This window comes from Pseudomonas sp. DWP3-1-2 (assembly GCF_049896285.1).
Classification (GTDB): domain Bacteria; phylum Pseudomonadota; class Gammaproteobacteria; order Pseudomonadales; family Pseudomonadaceae; genus Aquipseudomonas.
This window is the reverse complement of the sequence record NZ_JAFCTZ010000004.1, coordinates 1-21,643: the sequence shown is the minus strand read 5'-3', so window position 1 is coordinate 21,643 and position 21,643 is coordinate 1. Positions and strand designations below refer to the sequence as shown.

19 protein-coding genes and 2 tRNA genes are annotated in these 21,643 nt (G+C 58.3%); 9 read left to right on the top strand and 12 right to left on the bottom strand.

The window, feature by feature from the left end:
- The first annotated feature begins 60 nt into the window (after window positions 1-60).
- The 5 genes from ACP7B0_RS12070 to ACP7B0_RS12050 all read left to right on the top strand — a co-directional run bounded on the left by ACP7B0_RS12070 (window position 61) and on the right by ACP7B0_RS12050 (window position 4,273).
- On the top strand, window positions 61-867 hold the full coding sequence (locus ACP7B0_RS12070) for an alkaline phosphatase family protein (RefSeq protein WP_426141589.1): 807 nt from the start codon (window positions 61-63) through the stop codon (window positions 865-867).
- Window positions 864-1,706 (top strand): ABC transporter permease, encoded by an 843-nt coding sequence (locus ACP7B0_RS12065; protein WP_426141588.1) that lies wholly within the window; start codon window positions 864-866, stop codon window positions 1,704-1,706. Before ACP7B0_RS12070 ends, ACP7B0_RS12065 begins: the two co-directional genes overlap by 4 nt.
- Entirely contained in the window at window positions 1,693-2,490 is a 798-nt protein-coding gene (locus ACP7B0_RS12060) for an ABC transporter permease (protein WP_426141586.1), read from the top strand. The genes ACP7B0_RS12065 and ACP7B0_RS12060 overlap by 14 nt, the downstream gene beginning before the upstream one ends.
- 1 nt (window position 2,491) lies before the next feature.
- A complete protein-coding gene (locus ACP7B0_RS12055; RefSeq protein WP_426141585.1) occupies window positions 2,492-3,481 on the top strand; it encodes an ABC transporter ATP-binding protein in 990 nt (329 codons plus the stop codon).
- Between the two features lie 138 nt (window positions 3,482-3,619).
- The gene (locus tag ACP7B0_RS12050; protein ID WP_426141584.1) at window positions 3,620-4,273 is read left to right on the top strand and encodes an HAD family hydrolase; all 654 of its coding nucleotides are present in this window, start codon (window positions 3,620-3,622) and stop codon (window positions 4,271-4,273) included.
- Window positions 4,274-4,524: 251 nt separating this feature from the next.
- Here ACP7B0_RS12050 and ACP7B0_RS12045 read toward each other — a convergent pair whose 3' ends face one another.
- Window positions 4,525-5,487 (bottom strand): NAD(P)H-quinone oxidoreductase, encoded by a 963-nt coding sequence (locus ACP7B0_RS12045; protein WP_426141583.1) that lies wholly within the window; start codon window positions 5,485-5,487, stop codon window positions 4,525-4,527.
- A gap of 141 nt (window positions 5,488-5,628) precedes the next feature.
- Here ACP7B0_RS12045 and ACP7B0_RS12040 point away from each other — a divergent pair, with 141 nt between their 5' ends.
- Together ACP7B0_RS12040 and ACP7B0_RS12035 are read left to right on the top strand one after the other, a co-directional pair.
- Window positions 5,629-7,710 (top strand): carboxy terminal-processing peptidase, encoded by a 2,082-nt coding sequence (locus tag ACP7B0_RS12040; protein WP_426141582.1) that lies wholly within the window; start codon window positions 5,629-5,631, stop codon window positions 7,708-7,710.
- A 118-nt stretch (window positions 7,711-7,828) separates the two neighbouring features.
- The gene (locus ACP7B0_RS12035) at window positions 7,829-9,604 is read left to right on the top strand and encodes a bifunctional diguanylate cyclase/phosphodiesterase (RefSeq protein ID WP_426141581.1); all 1,776 of its coding nucleotides are present in this window, start codon (window positions 7,829-7,831) and stop codon (window positions 9,602-9,604) included.
- Between the two features lie 43 nt (window positions 9,605-9,647).
- On the opposite strand, the gene ACP7B0_RS12030 is transcribed toward ACP7B0_RS12035, so the two are convergent.
- The 7 genes from ACP7B0_RS12030 to ACP7B0_RS12000 all read right to left on the bottom strand — a co-directional run bounded on the left by ACP7B0_RS12030 (window position 9,648) and on the right by ACP7B0_RS12000 (window position 12,834).
- Complete coding sequence (locus ACP7B0_RS12030; protein WP_426141580.1) at window positions 9,648-10,013, bottom strand: hypothetical protein; 366 nt, start codon at window positions 10,011-10,013, stop codon at window positions 9,648-9,650.
- Window positions 10,010-10,360, bottom strand: a complete 351-nt coding sequence (locus ACP7B0_RS12025; RefSeq protein WP_426141578.1) for a helix-turn-helix domain-containing protein — start codon at window positions 10,358-10,360, stop codon at window positions 10,010-10,012. The genes ACP7B0_RS12030 and ACP7B0_RS12025 overlap by 4 nt, the downstream gene beginning before the upstream one ends.
- Before the next feature lie 140 nt (window positions 10,361-10,500).
- On the bottom strand, window positions 10,501-10,953 hold the full coding sequence (locus ACP7B0_RS12020) for a YkvA family protein (RefSeq protein WP_426141577.1): 453 nt from the start codon (window positions 10,951-10,953) through the stop codon (window positions 10,501-10,503).
- Between the two features lie 390 nt (window positions 10,954-11,343).
- Window positions 11,344-12,099, bottom strand: coding sequence for an FKBP-type peptidyl-prolyl cis-trans isomerase (locus ACP7B0_RS12015; protein WP_426141576.1), 756 nt, complete (start codon window positions 12,097-12,099; stop codon window positions 11,344-11,346).
- A gap of 236 nt (window positions 12,100-12,335) precedes the next feature.
- Complete coding sequence (locus ACP7B0_RS12010) at window positions 12,336-12,476, bottom strand: hypothetical protein (RefSeq protein ID WP_426141575.1); 141 nt, start codon at window positions 12,474-12,476, stop codon at window positions 12,336-12,338.
- Window positions 12,477-12,661: 185 nt separating this feature from the next.
- Window positions 12,662-12,738: transfer RNA gene (locus tag ACP7B0_RS12005), tRNA-Asp, on the bottom strand.
- Window positions 12,739-12,758: 20 nt separating this feature from the next.
- Window positions 12,759-12,834, bottom strand: a tRNA-Val gene (locus tag ACP7B0_RS12000).
- 161 nt (window positions 12,835-12,995) lie between these two features.
- On the opposite strand from ACP7B0_RS12000, the gene rdgC reads away from it, so the two are divergent.
- Together rdgC and ACP7B0_RS11990 are read left to right on the top strand one after the other, a co-directional pair.
- Window positions 12,996-13,916: a recombination-associated protein RdgC gene (rdgC, locus tag ACP7B0_RS11995; RefSeq protein ID WP_426141574.1), complete on the top strand. Its 921-nt coding sequence runs from the start codon at window positions 12,996-12,998 to the stop codon at window positions 13,914-13,916.
- A 144-nt stretch (window positions 13,917-14,060) separates the two neighbouring features.
- A complete protein-coding gene (locus ACP7B0_RS11990) occupies window positions 14,061-15,026 on the top strand; it encodes a bile acid:sodium symporter family protein (protein ID WP_426141573.1) in 966 nt (321 codons plus the stop codon).
- 67 nt (window positions 15,027-15,093) lie between these two features.
- Here the strand turns inward: ACP7B0_RS11990 and ACP7B0_RS11985 are convergent, their stop codons facing one another.
- From ACP7B0_RS11985 to ACP7B0_RS11970, 4 genes are all read right to left on the bottom strand, one after another.
- A complete protein-coding gene (locus ACP7B0_RS11985; RefSeq protein ID WP_426141571.1) occupies window positions 15,094-17,544 on the bottom strand; it encodes a TonB-dependent siderophore receptor in 2,451 nt (816 codons plus the stop codon).
- 523 nt (window positions 17,545-18,067) lie between these two features.
- A complete protein-coding gene (locus tag ACP7B0_RS11980) occupies window positions 18,068-19,183 on the bottom strand; it encodes a hypothetical protein (protein ID WP_426141570.1) in 1,116 nt (371 codons plus the stop codon).
- The gene (locus ACP7B0_RS11975; protein WP_426141569.1) at window positions 19,180-20,310 is read right to left on the bottom strand and encodes a hypothetical protein; all 1,131 of its coding nucleotides are present in this window, start codon (window positions 20,308-20,310) and stop codon (window positions 19,180-19,182) included. Before ACP7B0_RS11975 ends, ACP7B0_RS11980 begins: the two co-directional genes overlap by 4 nt.
- A gap of 1 nt (window position 20,311) precedes the next feature.
- Entirely contained in the window at window positions 20,312-21,595 is a 1,284-nt protein-coding gene (locus tag ACP7B0_RS11970; RefSeq protein WP_426141568.1) for a hypothetical protein, read from the bottom strand.
- Window positions 21,596-21,643: the final 48 nt, after the last annotated feature.

The following is a 21,643-nucleotide window of genomic DNA, read 5'->3' as shown; positions in this document are numbered from 1 at the left end:
ACGAGGCAGGCTCACTGCCTCGTCTGTCCCATATGATGAATTGCGCCGGAGCACTGGCTCATGAACCACAACGTCATCCTGATCGTGCTCGATGGCCTCAATTACACAGTGGCCCGGCATGCCATGGGGCATCTGCAGGCCTACAGCAATGCAGGTCGCGCCGCGCTCTACAAGCTGGAATGCGAGCTGCCGGCACTTTCCCGCCCGCTGTACGAATGCATCCTGACGGGCATTGCGCCTATCCGCAGTGGCATCGTGCATAACCAGGTTTCGCGCTTATCCAACCAACGCAGCGTGTTTCATTACGCTACGGCGGCCGGATTGACCACCGCAGCGGCGGCCTATCACTGGGTCAGCGAGTTGTATAACCGCACCCCCTTCGACGCGGCGCGCGACCGACACACCGATGACGTGAAACTGCCGATCCAGCACGGTCATTTTTATTACGCTGATCACTACCCCGATTCGCATCTGTTCGCCGACGCGGAAAGCCTGCGGGTCAAGCATGCACCGCACTTTCTTCTGATTCACCCCATGAACATCGACGACGCCGGGCACAAGCACGGCCTCGACTCCCCTCAGTACCGCAACAGCGCACGCAACGCCGATATCCTGCTGGCCGACTACCTGCAACGCTGGCTCGACGCCGGCTACCAAGTGCTGGTAACGGCCGACCACGGCATGAACAACGACCGCTCGCACAATGGCCTGCTGCCGGAGGAGCGGGAGGTGCCGTTGTTCGTGCTCGGCGATGCCTTCAGCCTCGACGCCAGAGCAACCCCCAGGCAAACCGACCTGTGCGGCATCGTCTGCGAACTGCTCGGCGTGCCCCACGACAAACCGGTCTGCCGGGAGATATTCAATTGAGCACTCTTACCCGAGGCAAATGGCTGGGGCTGCTGTGCCTGGTGCCCTTCGCCGTGTTTTTCATAATCTTCCAGATCGCGCCGCTGGCCTGGGTCGCAATCAACAGCCTGCATTCCGATGCCGGCTGGGGGATCGATAATTTCGTCACCGCGTTAAATTCGCGGTTCTATCGGCAGGCGATGCAATACAGCCTGGAGATCAGTTTCTGGTCGAGCCTGTTCGGCATCGTGATTGCGGTAATGGGCAGTTACTCCCTGCGCAAGGTGGATTCCCGGCTGCGGGATTTCGTCAATGCCTTCGCCAACATGACCAGCAACTTTTCCGGGGTGCCGCTGGCCTTCGCCTTCATCATCTTGCTGGGCTTCAACGGCGCGCTGACGTTGATTCTCAAGCAGGCCGGGATCATCGACGACTTCAACCTGTACTCGAAAACCGGGCTGATCATTCTCTACACCTACTTCCAGATCCCCCTGGGCGTGCTGTTGCTCTACCCCGCCTTTGACGCCTTGCGCGAAGACTGGCGCGAGTCGGCATCACTGCTGGGCGCCAGCAGCTTCCAGTTCTGGCGCTACATCGGCCTGCCGGTGTTGACGCCCGCATTGTTGGGCACGTTCGTGATTCTGCTGGCCAACGCTCTGGGCGCTTACGCCACGGTGTATGCGCTGACCACGGGCAACTTCAACGTGCTGCCGATTCGTATCGCGGCCATGGTGGCGGGCGATATCACCCTTGATCCGAACATGGCCAGCGCCCTGGCAATGATTCTGGTGGGCCTGATGACACTGGTCACGGTCGTCCATCAGTGGCTGCTGAAGAGGAGCTACCATGTCTCGCGTTGAACGAGGTCCCGCCCGGCTTTACCACCGCTTCGTGGTCTACACCCTGTTCTTTATCCTGCTGCTGCCACTGGCCGGGACACTGCTGTACTCCGTGGCGACCAGTTGGTCGGCCACTATTTTGCCGAGTGGCCTGACGTTCAAATGGTACATCGCGCTCTGGAGCGATCCACGCTTCCTGACCGCGTTCGCCCAATCGCTGCTGGTCTGCATTGGCGCGCTGATCCTGTCGGTGGTGCTGATCCTGCCGTTGCTGTTCGTGGTGCATTACCACTTTCCGCGCCTGGACGGCCTGATGAACATCCTGATCCTGCTGCCTTTCGCGGTGCCGCCGGTGGTGTCATCGGTGGGCTTGCTGCAGCTGTACGGCTCAGGGCCGATGGCAATGGTCGGCACGCCGTGGATTCTGATCGGCTGTTACTTCACCGTCGCGCTGCCCTTCATGTACCGCGCCATCACCAACAACCTGCAAGCCATCAACCTGACCGACTTGATGGACGCCGCTCAACTGCTCGGCGCCAATACCTGGCAGGCCGCCTTTCTGGTGGTGCTGCCCAACCTGCGTAAAGGCTTGATGGTTGCGCTGCTGCTGTCCTTCTCCTTCCTGTTCGGCGAGTTCGTGTTCGCCAACCTGCTGGTGGGCACCCGCTACGAAACCTTGCAGGTGTACCTGAACAACATGCGCAACAGCAGCGGCCACTTCAACAGTGCGCTGGTGGTTTCCTACTTTATCTTCGTGCTGCTGCTGACCTGGGCTGCCAACCGACTGAATAAGGACAAAGACTGATATGAGTTTTGTCAGTGTCGAAAACCTGCAAAAAACCTACGCCAGCACCGCGGTCTTCAGCGACATCAATTGCACGATCGAGCGCGGTGAGTTCGTCACCCTGCTCGGCCCGTCAGGGTGCGGCAAGTCAACGTTGCTGCGCTGCATCGCGGGCCTCACCTCGGTGAACAAAGGGCGCATCCTCCTCGATGGCGTGGATCTTGTGCCCATCACGCCGCAAAAGCGCAACATCGGCATGGTCTTCCAGAGCTATGCGTTGTTCCCGAACATGACCGTGGAGCAAAACGTCGCGTTTGGCCTGCGCATGCAGAAAGTCAACGCCGACGACACCCACAAGCGCGTCGCTGAAGTGCTCAAGCTGGTGGAACTGACCGAACTGGCCAGCCGCTACCCACACCAGATGTCCGGTGGCCAGTGCCAGCGCGTGGCCCTGGCGCGTTCGCTGGTGACCCGTCCGCGCCTGTTGCTGCTGGACGAACCGCTGTCGGCGCTGGATGCGCGGATTCGCAAGCACCTGCGGGAGCAAATCCGCGCCATTCAGCGGGAATTGGGCCTGACCACGATTTTCGTCACCCACGATCAGGAAGAAGCGCTGACCATGTCAGACCGCATCTTCCTGATGAATCAAGGCCGCATCGTGCAAAGCGGCGACGCTGAAACCCTTTACACTGCACCGGTTGATGCTTTCGCCGCCGGGTTCATCGGCAACTACAACCTGCTCGAAGCGGACGACGCCAGCCGCTTGATGCAACGTCCGATCACCAGCCGTATCGCGATCCGCCCGGAAGCCATCCAACTGAGCCTCACCGGCTCCCTGGAAGGCGAAGTGCGCAGCCACAGCCTGCTGGGCAACGTGATTCGCTATCGGGTCGAGGCCCGCGGCGTGGAGTTGGTGGTGGATGTGCTCAACCGCTCGGCGGACGACCTGCACCCCAATGGGCGGCGCGTGACGTTGAGCATTGATGATTCGGCGTTGTGCGAGGTGGCATGACCACTGACGCGAAACCGTTGGAGCGACGCTTGCCCGCGAAGGGGTCAGTACAATCGACGCCACCTTCGAACCTGGACGATTGCCTTCCCGAGCACGCTTCGCTACAACGAGATCGGGTAATTTTGAGGACCCTTAGTAATGCCTTTAGCTATTTTTGACTTGGACGAAACCTTGATCGCCGGCGACTGCGCCAGTTTATGGAGCGAGCAGATGGGCCGCCTGGGCTGGGTTGATCCTGAGTCGTTCATCAAGCGCGATCACGAACTGATGCAAGCCTACAGCGAAGGCAAGCTGGCGATGGAGGACTACATGGCGTTCAGCCTGGAGCCGATGCTCGGCCGCACGCCTGAGGAAGTCGATCATCTGGTCGGCCCGTGGGTAGAGGATTTCATTGAGCCGATCATTTTCAGCGACGCCACCCGATGCATCGCCGACCACCGGGCGGCAGGCGACCGGATTCTGGTCATCTCTGCATCGGGAATCCATCTGGTCAAGCCGATTGCCGAGCGTATCGGCATCGACGAGGTTCTGGCGATCAACCTGGAGGTGCAACACGGCGTGTACAGCGGCAAGACCGTCGGCACCCTGACCTACCGGGAAGGCAAGGTGGCACGACTCATGGAATGGCTCGACACCGAAGGCGAAAACCTCGAAGGCGCCAGCTTCTATTCAGACTCGCGCAATGACCTGGCTTTGCTGCTCAAGGTCGATCATCCCCACGCCGTCAACCCGGACCCGGTCCTGCTGGAGCACGCCCAAAAAGCGGGCTGGCCGGTGCATCACTGGAAATAACCATCAGGTTATTGAACTGCACCCCAAAAGCTGAACAGCTATCCAGACTTTGGGGTGTTTTCATGGGCAAATATTCAGCACAGCTCAAACGCAAACCTATCCGCCGTCGGGCCGGCTTCAGTCGGGAATGGTTGTTCACTTCGTGGGACTGGCTTCAGCCGGGAAGAGGCCAGGGCGGTCGCTGCATCTGCATCGCCTGAACTACCCCCTCCCGGCTAAAGCCGGTCCCACGGTGACGCGCCCATCTTCAGTCACACCAGGCTTTCATCAATCACCAACACGACTTTTCCGGACACCTGGTTGGTCGCGAGCTCCGCGAACGCCGCTTCGGCATCCTTGATCGGGAAGCTGCGGGCCAGTTGCGGCTTGAGGCGGCCTTCGGTGAACAACGGCCAGACCTGTTGGGCAAGGTCCTGCAGCAGATCGGCCTTGAACTGATCATCCCGGCTGCGCAGGGTAGAGCCCAGCAACTGGATGCGCTTGCCCAACACCTGCGCCAGATCCAGCTGCGCCTGGCGACCGCCCATCAAACCGATCAATACCCAGCGGCCATCGACGGCCAGCAGCTTTACGTTCAACGGGGCATAGTCACCGCCGACGGGATCGAGGATCACGTCAAACGGTGCAAAGTCCTTCAAACTGTCGATGCTGTCACTGCGTACAACACCGCCCTGGGCACCCAACTCAATGCAGTAAGCCAGACGCTCGGCAGAGCCGACGCTGACCCAGACCGGGTTACCGAATGCCTTGCACAGCTGAATGCCCGCTGAACCAACACCACTTGCCCCGGCATGCAACAACACCTTTTCGCCGGGCTTGAGGGCCGCCAGTTGATACAGATTCAACCAGGCCGTTGCGTACACCTCCGGGATGCCTGCCGCTTCATGCAACGACACGCCTTCAGGCACCGGCAGGACGTGCCGCGCATCGGCGACGACTTCTTCGGCCATGGCACCACCGGCCAACAGCGCGCAAACACGGTCGCCGAGCTGCCAGGCCGATCCCGGACCGACTTCGATAATCACCCCTGAACATTCCATCCCGAGGAATTCACTGGCCCCCGGCGGCGGCGGATAGAGTCCCGCACGTTGCAATAAATCGGCACGATTCAAACCTGCTGCGGCCACTTTGATCCTGACTTGACCCGCATCAAGGGCCGGACTCGCCGTCTGAACCCATTCCACTTGCCCTTCAACGCCTTGCAATGCTTTCACGGTGCCTCCATAGTGAGTCTGGACTGAGCCCGAAGCTATAGACGCTTGGGCTTTTTGCATTATGCGACCGGATCCGACGGGACCGGCGACTTCCAAAGACGGCCTAATATGCGTTATCAATTGTCCCCGCGTCGAATCAGCATGAAGCATTTTTTCCCAAGCACCGCCCTTGCCCTGCTCGTTGGCCTCAGCATTCTGCCAATGTCTGCCAGCTCCTTTGCCGCCAACAGCTGGGATAACCTTCAGCCTGATCGCGACGAAGTGATTGCCAGCCTCAACGTGGTTGAACTGCTCAAACGGCACCACTACAGCAAGCCGCCGCTTGACGACAAGCGCTCGGTGATCATTTATGAGAGCTACCTCAAGCTCCTCGACCCGACACGCAGCTATTTTCTGGCCAGCGATATCGCCGAGTTCGATAAATGGCGCACACAATTCGACGATTTCCTGAAAAGCGGCGATCTGAACGCCGGTTTCACCATCTACAAGCGCTATCTGGACCGAGTCAAATCGCGTCTGGATTTTGCGTTGGCAGAGCTGGATAACGGCGTTAATAAACTTGATTTCACCGCCAAGGAAAGCTTGCTGGTAGACCGCAAGGACACCGCCTGGCCGAAGAGCGAAGCCGAGCTGGACGATCTGTGGCGCAAGCGCGTCAAGGATGAAGTCCTGCGCCTGAAAATCGCGGGCAAAGACCCGGCGAAGATTCAGGAAACCCTGACCAAGCGCTACAAGAACCAACTGGCGCGCCTGAGCCAGACCCGGGCTGAAGACGTGTTCCAGGCGTACATCAACACCTTCGCCATGTCCTACGATCCGCACACCAACTACCTGTCCCCCGACAGCGCGGAAAATTTCGATATCAACATGAGCCTGTCGCTGGAAGGCATCGGTGCCGTGTTGCAGAGCGACAATGACAACGTGAAGATCGTGCGTCTGGTGCCGGCAGGCCCGGCAGCCAAGACCAAACAGGTGGCTCCGGCCGACAAGATCGTCGGTGTCGCCCAGGGTGACAAGGAAATGGTCGACGTGATCGGCTGGCGCCTGGACGAAGTCGTCAAGCTCATTCGCGGCCCGAAAGGCTCCGTCGTGCGCCTGGAAGTGATCCCGGCCACCAATGCGCCGAACGACCAGACCACGAAAATCGTGGCCATCACTCGCGAAGCGGTGAAGCTCGAAGAACAGGCCGCGAAAAAGTCGATTCTGCACCTGAAGCAGGACGGTCGCGACTATAAGCTCGGTGTCATCGAGATTCCGGCGTTCTATCTGGACTTCAAGGCTTACCGCGCAGGCGACCCGGAATACAAGAGCACCACGCGGGACGTGAAGAAACTGCTGACCGAGCTGCAAGCGGACAAAGTCGACGGCGTGGTTCTGGACTTGCGTAACAACGGCGGCGGCTCCCTGCAGGAAGCCACCGAGCTGACCAGTCTGTTCATCGACAAGGGCCCGACTGTGTTGGTGCGCAACGCCGACGGCAAGGTCGATGTACTGGAAGACGAAGACACAGGCGCCTTCTACAAAGGCCCGATGGCGTTGCTGGTCAACCGCCTGTCGGCCTCGGCATCGGAAATTTTCGCCGGCGCCATGCAGGATTACCACCGTGCATTGATCATCGGCGGCCAGACCTTCGGCAAAGGCACCGTACAGACCATTCAGCCGCTGAATCATGGCGAACTGAAACTGACCCTGGCCAAGTTCTACCGGGTTTCCGGGCAGAGCACCCAGCATCAGGGCGTGGTGCCGGACATCACCTATCCGTCGCTCATCGACACCAAGGAAATCGGCGAGAGCGCGCTGCCTGAGGCCATGCCCTGGGACAGCATCAAGCCGGCCATCAGGCCCGCAGCCAATCCGTTCAAGCCTTTCCTGGCGCAACTGGAGGCCCGACACCTGGCTCGCTCGGCAAAAGATGCCGAGTTCGTCTTCATCGAAGACCGCCTGGCGTTGGCCAAGCAGTTGATGAGCGAGAAAACCGTCAGCCTCAATGAAGCTGACCGCCGCGCCGAACATGCCGCTATCGACGCCAAGCAGTTGGCCCTGGAAAACACCCGCCGCAAGGCCAAGGGTGAAGAGCCGCTCAAAGAGCTGAAGAAAGAGGACGAGGACGCATTGCCCGTGGATGACGACAAGACCAAGCCCGAAGATGACGCTTACCTGGCGGAAACGGGGCGAATCCTGATCGACTATCTGGGGTTGAACGCTGCCGTGGCGAAGAAGTAATGGCTGAATAGCTGGTGGCTTTTTAATAGCAACCGTCATCAAACAGTCATGAATCTGTCGTGAAATAAGGGGCTTAGCGCCATACGCTAGGTCCCTTTTTTCTTGCCTCGAGATCGCCATGACCGCCACTGAGCAGCTGAACGCATTGAGTTCGATTCTGGCTCACGGCGATTTGCACAGCTTGTTTCAACCCATAGTGTCACTGCCCGAGCGCCGCATCCTGGGCTATGAAGCGCTGACCCGAGGTCCATCGAACAGCTCGCTGCATTCCCCCATCAACCTGTTCGCCGTGGCGCGTCAGGCCGGTCGTCTCAGTGAGCTGGAGCTGTTGTGTCGAGAAAGTGCCTGCCGCCGCTTCAGCCAGCAAAAACTGCCCGGCAAGCTGTTTCTCAATGTCTCCCCCGAATCCTTGCTGGAGCCTGCACACCCGCCGGGTAGAACCCTGCAAATGCTGAAACGCTACCGCATCGCCCCCAGCGACGTGGTGATCGAGCTGACCGAGCAGACCCCTACCGAAGACTTCCAACTGCTGTACACCGCCCTGCACCACTATCGGGACATGGGTTTTTCCATCGCCATGGACGATCTGGGCGCAGGCTATTCGAGCCTGCGTCTGTGGTCGGAACTGCGTCCGGAATACGTCAAGATCGACCGGCACTTCATCGACGGCATCCATCAGGACGCGGTCAAGCGCGAATTCGTCGGCTCCATGCTGCAAATGGCCCGAGCGTCCCGCGCGTTGGTTATTGCCGAGGGTATCGAATTACCGGAAGAACTGGCCGTGCTCAAGGAAATGGGCGTCGAACTGGTTCAGGGCTATTTGCTATGCCGCCCGCAGGAGCAACCACCCCGGGACGCCCAAGCGCTGCTGCCCAAGCTGGAAAACATGACCACGTTGGCACTGTCAGAGGAAGGCAGCGACTTGAGCGCCCTGCTCAACGAACAGACGGCCGTCATTTGCGACATGCCGACCGCATCGGTACTTGAAGCCTTTCGCCAACAGGCCAATCTCAATTCCCTCGCCGTGCTGGATGAAAACGGGCAACCGTGCGGGATCGTTCATCGACATTCTTTATCTGAAATCCTGCTCAAGCCTTACGCCACCGAACTGTTTGCGCGCAAGCCTATCAGCCGGCTCATGAGTGACGACTTTCTTGCCGTGGAATTGAGTCAATCCTTGCAGCAGGTCAGTCGCCTGCTGACCAGTCGCGCCCGGCAGCGTATCGAAGAAGACTTCATCATTACCCTGAACGGCCGCTATCTGGGCCTGGGCCGGGTGATCGATGTTCTAAAACTGATCACCGAGTTGAAAATCCAGCAGGCGCGCTACGCCAACCCGCTGACCCTGCTGCCTGGCAACGTGCCCATCCAGCAATGCCTGACGCGTCTGTTGCAACAAGGCCGGGAGTCGATGATCTGCTATGTGGATATCGACAGTTTCAAACCCTTCAACGATATCTATGGTTACGGCCGTGGCGACGAGGTGTTGTTGTGTCTGGCTCAATGCCTGAACGACCGCATCGACCCAAGCCGCGATTTTGTCGGGCACATTGGCGGCGATGACTTTTTAATGGTGCTGGGTTCGGATGACTGGCACAAACGCTTGAGTGTGCTGCTGGAGGACTTCCAGAATCAGTGTCGACGCTTCTATCGGGCCGAGCATCTGGAAGCAGGCTGCTTCATCGCTCTGAACCGCCATGGCCAGCGCCAGGAGTATGCCTTGTTGTCATTGTCCATCGGTGTCATCCACCTGCACCCCGAATCCTGTGCCCAACTGGACGCCAGCCGCCTGGCTGAGCTGGCCTCTCAAGCCAAGCATTACGCCAAGGAAGTGATCGGGGCCAGCCTGCATGTGATTGATACGCGGGATCTGGATGTCCTGACGGTAGAGTGATTACGGCGGGGCGGCTCTTATGCCAACCCTCAGGTAACGCGGCTTACGGCTCATCCGGATAAGCAAACTCGAACACCCGCACCACCTCGGAGGCATGCCAGGAAGCTGCCGCGACGCCGTCCGATGGTCCGGAGAATCGGCCCAGACGTTCCACACATTCAAAAAAACCGGTACGCGGTAAACGACTGGCGCCCTGACTGATCACCAGGGAGCTGCGCAACGGTTGCTCGGCTCGCGCGTCCAGCGCGGCCAGATGCTCAAGCGCGGCCGACAGGGTTTGCATGGCGGGGCTGGGCAATTGCAGGCGTTCGAGCAACGCACGATAAGTCAGCAGATGACGTTGGCGACGCGCCAGATCCAGTTCAGCCAACAGGGCCTCCCAGTGCTGGCGACTGATGCGCACGCTCATGAGTCACCTCGCCAGCCCGCGATACCCAACTCCCAGGCCAGGCTCCGGCGGATGGCCGCATCAGGCTGGCGTACGCCACTTTCGATTAATTCCAGATAAGAAGGGCTGATGCCCACTGTACGAGCCAACTGCGCCCCTTCCAGCCCCTTGGCTGCACGCAGCGTTGCCAATTGATCCAGGCCCGGCAACTCAACGGCTGCCGTCCCGCTCTCGCTGACTGGCTGGGCACTTGGCTCCGACGTGCCTTTAGAGGACAGGCCAGCAGCCCGCAGCAGCGCCTGGTACTGAGCCCACGGCAATACTGCGTACTCTGGCTCTCCATCACGAGAAATGACCTGAAGATCCATACAACCCCCTGTAGGACAACTACACATTGCGAGTAGGCGTTTTCCTTGTCCCGGCATCTTAACAGCGGAAAGGGGCTATATGCCTGTCCTGAATCTATAACGGCATCCTATATAGCGACGTCTTACGGATCCGGGGGCTTTCAGTCTTTGGCCTTCTCCTGCTCGAGAAGCGCCGGTGTGGCGGGCAGTCGCTCCACGACAATCAGCTTCTCCGGGGCCTGTCGCTCGCGCCATTGGCGAAACGCCGTCAACTCGCCGTCCAGATGCTTCATGACCCAGGCCAGCACGGCAATGTCATCGAGCATGCCGAGGCCGGGTATCCAGTCAGGAATGGCGTCCAGCGGGCTGAGGAAATACATCAGGCCGGCCACGATGGAAAGAATCGCGGCCGGGCTGATAGCCCGGTACTCGCCGCGCCAGTAGGCCAGGCACAACGACTGGAGCAGCCGCAGGTCGTCCTTGATCTTGCCCAGCCGACTGCCTTCCGACGCCCCCTTGCGCGCAACGGCGAATAGCAGGCCAGGCAACCGCCCGGCCGCCATCAAGCGTCGGGCCATCGGTAGATAGCGAAGAAAATTCCACGGTGCTTTCATGTCCACTCCCGTTGAGCGACTTTTCTGTCTTTAAACGCCGATCCAGAATAAGCCAGCGTTTGATCATCAAAAAGGTTATCCACACAACTTGTGGATAACCTTGTGAACAGAGCCTGATTTTGGCCCGAAGAGCCCCGTTCTACAGGCCCTTGAGTCAGATCGGGCGTTTTTTACTCACATAAAAAAAGCCAGAAATTCGTTGACTTGCGGGCTGCTCGAAGTTACCCACAACCTACCCTGTGGATTAATGTTGGATCTTCTGACAATAAACATTTTCGCCTCAGAATCAACGTAACTGGGACTGCGCCTCTTTGCATCCGTTCGACAAATAACGCAGAAACGAAAACGCCCCGTCGAAACGGGGCGTTTTCTTCAAGCCTGAACCGATGCCTATTTTTTGGCAGCCGGAGCAGCTTCTTCTTCTTCGTCAGCCTGAGGAGCCGGTGCAGCCGCCGGGTCCTTGATGCCGAGCAGTTCCAGATCGAACACCAATACCGAGTTGGCAGGGATCATCGGGCTAGGGCTCTGTGCGCCATAAGCCAGATCGCTCGGAATGAAGAGCTTGATCTTCTCGCCTACGTGCATCAGTTGCAGACCTTCAACCCAACCCGGGATCACACCGCTGACCGGCAGATCAATCGGGCTACCGCGCTCTACCGAGCTGTCGAACACCTTGCCGTCAGTCAGCTTGCCTTCGTAGTGAACCGTCACTACGTCAGTCGCCTTAGGCTGAGGACCATCGCCTTTTTTGACGATTTCATACTGCAGGCCGGAAGCGGTGGTCACAACACCCGCTTTCTTGCCGTTTTCCTCAAGGAATTTCTTGCCAGCCGCTTCCGACTCTTCGCTCATCTTGGCCATACGCTCTTCGGCACGCTTTTGCAGCGCGGCGAAAGCTTCGACCAATTCGTCATCCTTGAGCTTCTGCTCTTTCTTGCCGACGGCATCTTCAATACCCAAGGCTACTGCCTTGGAATCCAGATCATCCATGCCTTCCTGAGCCAGGCTCTTGCCCATGTTCAGACCAATGCCGTAGGACGCTTTCTGTGCCGGGGTTTTGAGCTCAACAGTGCTGGCTTGCTTGTCACAACCTGCGAGTACCAGACCGACCAGGGCAATCGCCGCTGCCAACCGATGCTGTTTCATGCTAATTCCTTGTTCATGCGCCAATAGGGCAAACGAGTAAAGCCGCGAGCTTATCAGGCCGCCGCGATCAATGGCTACCGGCATGAGAGGCAGAAAACGCAGATAAGTTCAGGTATCCAAAGGTTTTCCTGAATTGGAAGCCCGCTGTTCAGGCCGGGTTCAGGGCCATCACGAAAAATCGTACAAATCTACTAGATACGTCTGACGCATCAGGTAGCCGCTCAAAGAGCCTTTTCTTACGGGCGGATCACACCTTTCTTTGGCCAGTTGCCACTGGTTGCCAGCACCTGCAGCCGCCCCGCCCCCGCCACCTGACTCACGAACGCCCTCGGTTCGAACGCCCCCGTGGTCAACTGATACTGAACCGACTCGGACATTGAATAGGTCATCGACACACGTCGGGCCAACTCATACTCGGCCTGCAGAAAAACCACGACATACACAGTTAAGTGCAGTGCATGACCGCAACGGGCCTGAAAAACAAAAAACGCAGACAAAGAAAAACCCGCACAAGGCGGGCTTTCTTTTGCTTCAAGGAGTTCAAGGGCCTTGAAGCGGAATATGGCGCAGCGGACGGGACTCGAACCCGCGACCCCCGGCGTGACAGGCCGGTATTCTAACCGACTGAACTACCGCTGCGCGTAACACTGAGAAGGAATTGGTGGGTGATGACGGGATCGAACCGCCGACCCGCTGCTTGTAAGGCAGCTGCTCTCCCAGCTGAGCTAATCACCCTTCACTCTCGGTGTGGCGCGCATTCTACGGAGCGACCCTACCTCTGGCAAGCACTTTTTTAAATAATTTTTATAATCCTTCCAAAGGCTTAGCGCAGGGTTGGCCGCAGGGTCCGAGGAGCGAATAATGCCCTCCTTTGTATAGATGGAGAGATTCACCTCATGTGGTTCAAAAACTTGCTTGTCTATCGCCTGACCCAGGATCTGCCTTTTGACGCCGAAGCGCTGGAAACGGCACTGGCGACCAAACCGGCCCGCGCCTGTGCCAGCCAGGAGTTGACCACTTACGGTTTCGTCGCCCCTTTTGGCAAAGGTGAAGACGCTCCACTGGTGCACGTCAGCGGCGACTTCCTGCTGATCGCGGCCCGCAAGGAAGAACGCATTCTGCCCAGCAGCGTGGTCAACGACGCGGTGAAGGAGAAAGTCGAAGAGATCGAGGCCGAGCAAATGCGCAAGGTCTATAAGAAGGAACGCGATCAAATCAAGGATGAAATCATCCAGGCGTTTCTGCCGCGTGCCTTTATTCGTCGCTCCGCCACCTTCGCCGCCATCGCGCCGAAACAGGGGCTGATCCTGGTCAACTCGGCCAGCCCAAAGCGTGCCGAAGACCTACTGTCTACATTGCGTGAAGTGATCGGCACACTGCCGGTACGTCCGCTGACCGTCAAAACCGCACCCACTGCGGTGATGACCGAGTGGGTCACCACGCAGAAAGCGGCTGACAACTTCTTCGTGCTGGATGAATGCGAACTGCGCGACACCCACGAAGATGGCGGGATCGTGCGTTGCAAGCGCCAGGACCTGACCAGCGATGAAATCCAGCTGCACTTGAGCACCGGTAAAGTCGTGACCCAATTGTCCCTGGCCTGGCAGGACAAGCTGTCCTTCGTGCTGGACGACAAGATGGTGGTCAAACGCTTGAAGTTCGAAGACTTGTTGCAGGACCAGGCCGAACAGGATGGCGGCGACGAGGCCTTGGGCCAGCTCGATGCCAGCTTTACCTTGATGATGCTGACCTTTGGCGAATTCCTGCCAGAGTTGGTAGAAGCCTTGGGTGGTGAAGAGATGCCGCAGGGAATCTAAGCAACACACGCAATCTTTGTAGGAGCCAACCTGTTGGCGAGGCGGCATATCTGACACTGCCTCGCCAACACGTTGGCCCCTACAGATCCATTGTTCGCCGCAAGATCTGCATTCCACCCCAAACTAATAAGAAAGGAACCCGCCATGCGCGCACTGGCAGCCTTGAGTCGTTTCGTCGGTAATACCTTTGCGTACTGGGTCTTGCTGTTTGCCGTGTTGGCATTCCTTTTCCCACAATGGTTCATCGGGCTGAAAACCCTGATCGTCCCGCTGCTGGGGGTGGTGATGTTTGGTATGGGCCTGACGCTCAAGCTCGATGACTTTTCCGAGGTTGCTCGCCATCCGTGGCGGGTGGCGCTGGGCGTCGTCGCGCATTTCGTGATCATGCCGGGAGTGGCGTGGCTGCTCTGCCAGGTGTTTCATCTGCCGGCAGAAATTGCGGTCGGCGTGATTCTGGTGGGCTGCTGCCCGAGCGGGACCTCTTCCAATGTCATGGCATGGTTGGCCAAGGGTGACCTCGCCTTGGCGGTGGCCATCGCGGCTGTCACCACCCTCCTGGCTCCGCTGCTGACCCCGACCCTGATCTGGTTCCTGGCCTCGGCCTGGCTGCCGGTGTCCTTCCTGGACATGTTCTGGTCGATCCTGCAGTTGGTGATGTTGCCGATTGTGCTTGGCGTACTCGCTCAGCGGTTGCTGGGCGCGCGGGTGGCTTATGCCGTGGACGTGCTGCCGCTGGTTTCCGTGGTCAGCATCGTGATGATTGTCTGCGCAGTGGTGGCCGCCAGTCAGGCGAAAATCGCTGAATCGGGTCTGTTGATCATGGCCGTGGTGATCCTGCACAACAGCTTCGGTTTCTTGCTGGGCTACTTCACCGGCAAGGTTTTCAAGCTGCCATTGGCACAACGCAAGTCCCTGGCACTGGAAGTGGGCATGCAGAACTCGGGGCTTGGTGCCGCACTGGCCAGCGCGCATTTCTCGCCCCTGGCGGCGGTGCCCAGCGCGTTGTTCAGCGTCTGGCACAACATTTCCGGGGCGTTGCTTTCCACGTACTTTCGCAAGATGAAAGAGGAAGTCGAACCCGGGAAAGCTGCGGCACCTGCCGTAGAGTGAATGCAACACAACAATAAAAAAGGGGGGAGCCGATGATTCGGCTCCCCCCTTTTTTCAAGCGGTTCTATTACCAGAATGTACCGCGCAAAGTCAGCATGTGGTTGCGGGGATCGCCGTACCAGTTGGTGGCCGACGTCGATCCGACGGTGGAGTAATACGTCTTGTCGAAGATGTTGTTCGCGTTGTAGGTGACGGTCCAGTGTTCGTCGACCTTGTATTCGGCCAACGCACTCCAGACCGCATAGCCTGCCTGTTCGAAGTCATAACTGTTGGTGGCGCCGTTGCTGGTGACGGTACCGCTGTAATAGTTGGAGCTTTGCAGGTTCACACCGCCGCCCACTTTGAAGTCCGACAACACGCCCGGCAGTTGATACGTCGTGAACAGCTTGAACAAGTGTTTGGGCGTCTGGGTGCTCAGCAGTGTCTTGGAGCTCTTGTTGTGGTTCTGGTTATAGGTATAACCGGCCATCAACATCCAGTCGGGCATGATTTCACCCGACACTTCCATGTCGACCCCTTTACTGACCACTTCGCCGCTCGCTATCCAGCAGCAACTGCCGGAAAAGTCATAGTCGTTGGCTGGATAAGCCGGATCGCGCACGCCCTGATTGTCGCGGGTGGTGTAGTACAGCGCAAAATGGGTGTTGACGGCGCCGCCGAACAATTCGCCTTTCAGACCCGTTTCATAGGTCTTGCCTTCCATGGCTTCCAGGGAGGAACCCGAACCGGTCAGCAGGCTTACCTGCGGCTTGTAGATTTCCGAATAGCTGCCGTAAACCGACCACTCGTCGTTGAGGTCGTACACCAGACCGCCATACGGCGTGACCTTGGTCGGCTCGCGCATGGATATCTCCGACGAAGTCTTCCAGATGCCTGCGGACAGGGTTTTGTACGTCTGGTCGAATGTGTAACGTTGTGCTCGCGCCCCCAGGATCAAGTGCAGCGGCTCGGCAAGCTGCAGGCGCAGGCTACCGTAAACACCGTACTGTTTCTGATCGTTGGGGCTGTAGTCTCGGGTGTAGTTGGTGTTGTTGGCCGGCTCGGCAAACGGCGTGCTGTCCGGGTCGTAGGGGTTTATCGAGCCACCGACAACGCGGCCAACTCCCAGCCAACGGCTGGTCACGTCCTGATAGTCGGCGCCCACCACCAGATCATGCTGCAGGCCAAACATAGCGAAGGTGCCGGACAGGTTGCTGTCCCACATCCGCTGCTGGTTTTCCTGCTTGGCGGTCGTGCTGCTCCACGACAACCCGGAACCGGTGGCCTTATCGACGCCCACACCGCTGACGGTCGTGGTCTTGAAGTAACCGACATCCCAAAGGTCGGTGTAGGAAACGTTGAGTTTCCAGTCATCTGAAAGCTTGTGGTCGATCTTGGCGAAAATCTCGCGACCCGTGGTGTCGGTATACCCCCAGTTCTCGCCCAGGCTGGTGTGCCTCGGCAGGCCGATATCGGAGCCATCGAGGTAGCGAGGCACTGAGTTCTGAGTGCCGTTCTCGTGGGCTTTGTTGTAACGAATGCCGGCCGTGATCAGGGTGTCGTCGGTGATGTCAGCCTCAATGACACCATAGACAAACGGCTTTTCTGTGCTGCGGTTGTCGATGAAATACTGCCGATCCGTGTTAGCCACCACCATACGTCCACGCAATTTGCCATCAAAGGCAATCGGGCCGGTAAGGTCCACTTCCTGGCGATAGTTGTCCCAACTGCCCGCCGATGCGGTGAGTTTCAGCTGATACGTGTCCATCGGACGCTTGCGCACCATGTTCACGATGCCGCCCGGATCACCGGTACCGCCAAACAGAGCCGCTGCGCCACGCAGTACTTCAATGTGGTCGAATTCGGCCATGTCGTAGACGTTGGACGAATAGAAGCTTCCCAGTGAGCTGCCCAGCGCCATCGGGGCAGCACCATCGAGCTGGAAGTTTTCAATCTTGAAACCACGGGACAGGATGTCGAAGGTCCGATAAGTGCTGTTCTGCACAGTGATGCCGGGCGTCATACGCAGCGTATCGTTGATATCGGTCAACTGCTGATCGGCCATCATTTGCTGGCTGATGATAGAAATCGACTGAGGTGTCTGACGCAGGCTCATGGGGGTTTTCGAGCCGACGCTGGTCAGGCCGGTGGTGTAAGACTTGGAGTTCTCGGTCGCCTGGCCCATGCCCTGGCCTTGAATGGTCGTCGCCTCCAACTCCATCGCGCCGCCTGCAACGGCCTGCTCGCTCAGGAAAATCGTGTTGTTTTCGATGCGATAGGTCAGGCCAGCGCCATTGAGCAGCGTATCCAGCGCAGCGCCCGGCTCCAGATCCCCGTTGACGGCCACGGAGTTTTTACCGCTGACCAACTGAGGTCGATACAACACTTGCAGCCCGGTCTGCGCGCCGAGCGCATTGAGCGCGGCGTCCAGCGGCTGAGCCGGAATATTCACGTGACGGGCTTCGGCGAATACGCCCTCGCACGTCCCCAGCGCCAACCCCAATGCCATGACGGATGCGGACGTTCTCAACGAAGGCATCGGCGATTTCAATAAACGCCTGGCAAATGTCTGGTTACTGGATTTCATGCGATGAATCACCCCGATTGAAACGCTAAGTTGGCGGGTCGCCGTCTCTGAGAATGGCTGACCAGAGGAATATGAAGGGCTCGCCGTTAGCGTCCTTGCACCGTATTGGGTGCACAACGACACGTGCCCGAGAATCAAGCGGGCAGTGAAAACGGTATCGAGCATTGAATGGACGAAGGTAAAAGTGAAAATTTAGTGAAGTGTCAGAAACTTCTAAGAGCTGTAAATTAATTGCGCTGTCTGGAGGGGGTTTTCTTCGTACTGCCACGGGTTGGGTGCGTTGTTGCGGAGTGTCGGGGGTCGTCTGCCGGTGACTCACCTTTGTGCCCTTACGGATTGCACTGCTGGCCTGTTAATCCAGTTTTTTTGGTCTTGGGTTAAGTATGTATATCCGTTAGCGGCGTTGACGCTGAATCAGCTTTGCGCCCTTATGGCGCCGGACCTTTGCTGTTCTGATGGATTTTGGGTGGTGCGCTCATGACGCTTTTCTCTGAGCGACACCCTGCGCCTCGGCAAAGCGCGCCGCAATACCCTGATCGGGCTTTTGCTCGCGCAGGGTTTTGACGGTTTCGCTCAGGCGTTGCGGTTCTGCGCTGGGTTTGGCCCATTGTTCCGGTGGCAAGGGGGCTGACCAGCGTTGCATGGCCTCGGGTAGGACGGCGCGGCCGATGCTTTTGATGCGGCGGATTTCCCATTCGGTGAGGTGGTTGGGCAGCGTCCACAGGGTCAGCACGTGGTACAGGTACCACCAGAACGGGTAAAAGAAACCGACTTCACGATCCCTGCGCCGCCGACGCATACGCTCCCGCGCGTTGTAGAACGTGTGCAGGCCCTCATGGGGAGGGTCTCCGGGGTTTTGCAGGTCCAGCGGGTCCTGGATGTCCTTGAGGCTGTGCACCTCGTATTCCATGTACGCCCGGATCGCCTCCCAGTTGCACACCGCCAGATCAAAACCGCTGCAGAAGAACTCCAGGCTGTAATGCTCGTCGTGAGGCGGATGATAAAACCCGACGCCCATGGCGTATTGAATATCCATCCCGTACTGAGTCACCGACCGCGCCTGCACCACCCAGGCAGACAGCGATTCCCATGGCACGAAAATGGGCTCGGTATGGCCGCGAGGAACAAAACAGACTTCCCGGCGCTGGCGGTTGAAGCGGGTGGGGACGACTTTTTTGTATTTGGCGAGGTGATGGAAGGTGATGGCGAGGAAGATGACGAGAGGTGGGAGAGCGCCCCAGCCCCCAACCTCTAAGCCATAAGGCATATAGCCCAGTGCGTTTTCTTTTGCACGCTCAAATCCAACCCCATAAGTAAGTGAAAGGAACCAGATGAGTAGTGGTGCAAAAAGCCCCGAAAACCAGATTGCCCAGAATGGTGTTCCTAGCCCCATTTGCCACGCAAACACAGACGGTAACCCAACCCCAAAGTCCAGATACGTATCATTCACCGCGCCCACGGCATGACCATAGTCCTGAGCGGGCAAATCGGTGGGCAGTGGCAATGGGGCTAGATACACCACTTGCCCGGTCGGAAAGTGCTCAACCATCCCCGCATGGGGCGTGTGATGAATCGGGGGGGGTGCGCTCATGACGCTTTTCTCTGAGCGACACGCTGCGCCTCTGCAAAGCGCTCCGCAATACCCTGATCAGGCTTGTGCTCACGCAGGGTTTTGACGGTTTCGCTCAGGCGTTGCAGTTCTGCGCTGGGCTTGGCCCATTGTTCCGGTGGCAAGGGTGCTGACCAGCGTTGCATGGCCTCGGGTACGACGGCGCGGCCGATGCTTTTGATGCGGCGGATTTCCCATTCGGTGAGGTGGTTGGGCAGCGTCCACAGGGTCAGCACGTGGTACAGGTACCACCAGAACGGATAAAAGAAGCCAACTTCACGATCCCTGCGCCGGCGACGCATGCGTTCCCGGGCGTTATAGAACGTGTGCAGGCCCTCATGGGGCGGGTCGCCGGGGTTTTGCAGGTCCAGCGGGTCCTGGATGTCCTTGAGGCTGTGCACTTCGTATTCCATGTACGCCCGGATCGCCTCCCAGTTGCACACCGCCAAATCAAAACCGCTGCAGAAGAACTCCAGGCTGTAATGCTCATCATGAGGCGGATGATAAAACCCGACGCCCATGGCGTATTGAATATCCATCCCGTACTGAGTCACCGACCGCGCCTGCACCACCCAGGCAGACAGCGATTCCCATGGCACGAAAATGGGCTCGGTATGGCCGCGAGGAACAAAACAGACTTCCCGGCGCTGGCGGTTGAAGCGGGTGGGGACGACTTTTTTGTATTTGGCGAGGTGGTGGAAGGTGATGGAGACATAGTAAGCAAGGCCCGCCGCTGCGATCCATGAAGAGTAATTAACTATTGTCGAAAATGTACCGGATAGAAATGAAGCCGCTTCGTTCATCCCCCCTCCTGCCACCAAAGCAACCAAAGCAGATAAGACGGGAAGCACGAATGCACACATGCAGAAAAAACTGAACGGTCCCCCCAATCCCATTTGCCAAGCAAAAACTGGCGGTAGCCCCACACCGAAGTCCAGATACGTATCGTTCACTTCGCCCACGGCATGGCCGTAATCCTGGGCGGGTAAATCGGTGGGCAACGGTAGCGGGGCCAGATACACCGTTTGCCCGGTCGGAAATTGTTCGACCATTCCTGCATAGGGGGCGCGATGAATCGGGGGTGGTGTGTCGGGCTTGTCAGTCGCCATCTCAGTCATCCACCGTCTTGATCAATGCTGGATCAATCCTGAAGTAGGCGCATTCCTCTCCTTGACGCGTGATCTGTTGTATAGGGAAATGGCCACTTTCACCCGTGACCGGGAAGCGCAGGTCATAGAGATTGCCTTCATAGCGGCCATCCCGGTAGGCATGACCCAACTGGATGGACAGTACGATGTCGGTGTTTCCGGGATAGGCCGAGTTGATAACGCTGCGGATATCAATCAATTCCAGGGTCAGCGGGCTTTGCCGCTTGATCAGAATGCAGCCTTGCAGCGCTTCATTCAGTGGGCGCCATTGGGCTGGCATGCCCACACGACCGGGGATTTCGCGTATCGCCTGATACGCACCGATGTTGAGCAAGACGCTGCTGGCGCTGCTCGCCAACTGCTGTGCCAGGTCGCTAACTGACAAGGTTGGAAAGTGCAGCAGGAAACGACGGGGCTGCGCCACGCCGGAGTCATTCGAGGCCGGCAGGATTTCCACATGGGGTGCCTGTACACACCCACGAAGCGCTTTCTGATACTCGCTCAAGGGGAGCGACTTGCGCTGATCCGGGTCCAGGCTCCACGGCGTGCTGAGTAGCCAGCGGTCATGGGCGCTGAGGTTATGGCGGTTGTAGAACCAACTGCCGGACAGCTCCAGCGCAGTAAATATGATTCCGGCGAGATTGAAGCGGAAAAATACCGTGGACAGGCGCGTGCCCGCTGCGGCCCAGGCGGCGGTCCGAGCAGCAGAGCCCGCCTCGGCGGCGAGAACATGCCTGAAGGCTTGCACCGTATGGGCGAAACCGTAAGCGTTGCTGGCAATAAACCCGCTATTGCCCAGCATGCTCAAGGTCGCCCCGGCCTGCGCTTCGCGATTTCCTTTGCGCACGGCGTCCTGCCAGTTTTCATAAGAGCTCTTTATGCTCATCACCGCAGCCGCTACGCCTGCGAGATAACCAACAACCCCTAAGCTAATGTGTAGTTTTCCCACCTGTGCATACACGCCGATTAACTCAGCTTTCTTTAGGTTATTGGCCAAATACGTTGCATGGGCATTAAGAGATGTATCGACGATACCTTGTGCAGCACCAAATCCCGCTGCTGTAGTTGCCAACAAACTGCTGGTCAACCCCGTCCAATCTCTTTGCTTTTCTTGGGCTGGAAAAATCTCACGTGCCACCTGCACCAAATTCACCACCTGCGCCACAAACACCAACAACCCCGCCCCATCCCCCAGCAGTCCGACCTTCGGCGCTTTCTTCACCCCCAGTCGGTAGTTATCCAGCACGGAACGCACTGCTTCGTGTTTGTGCGGCGGGAAGACCAGCGTCAGGCC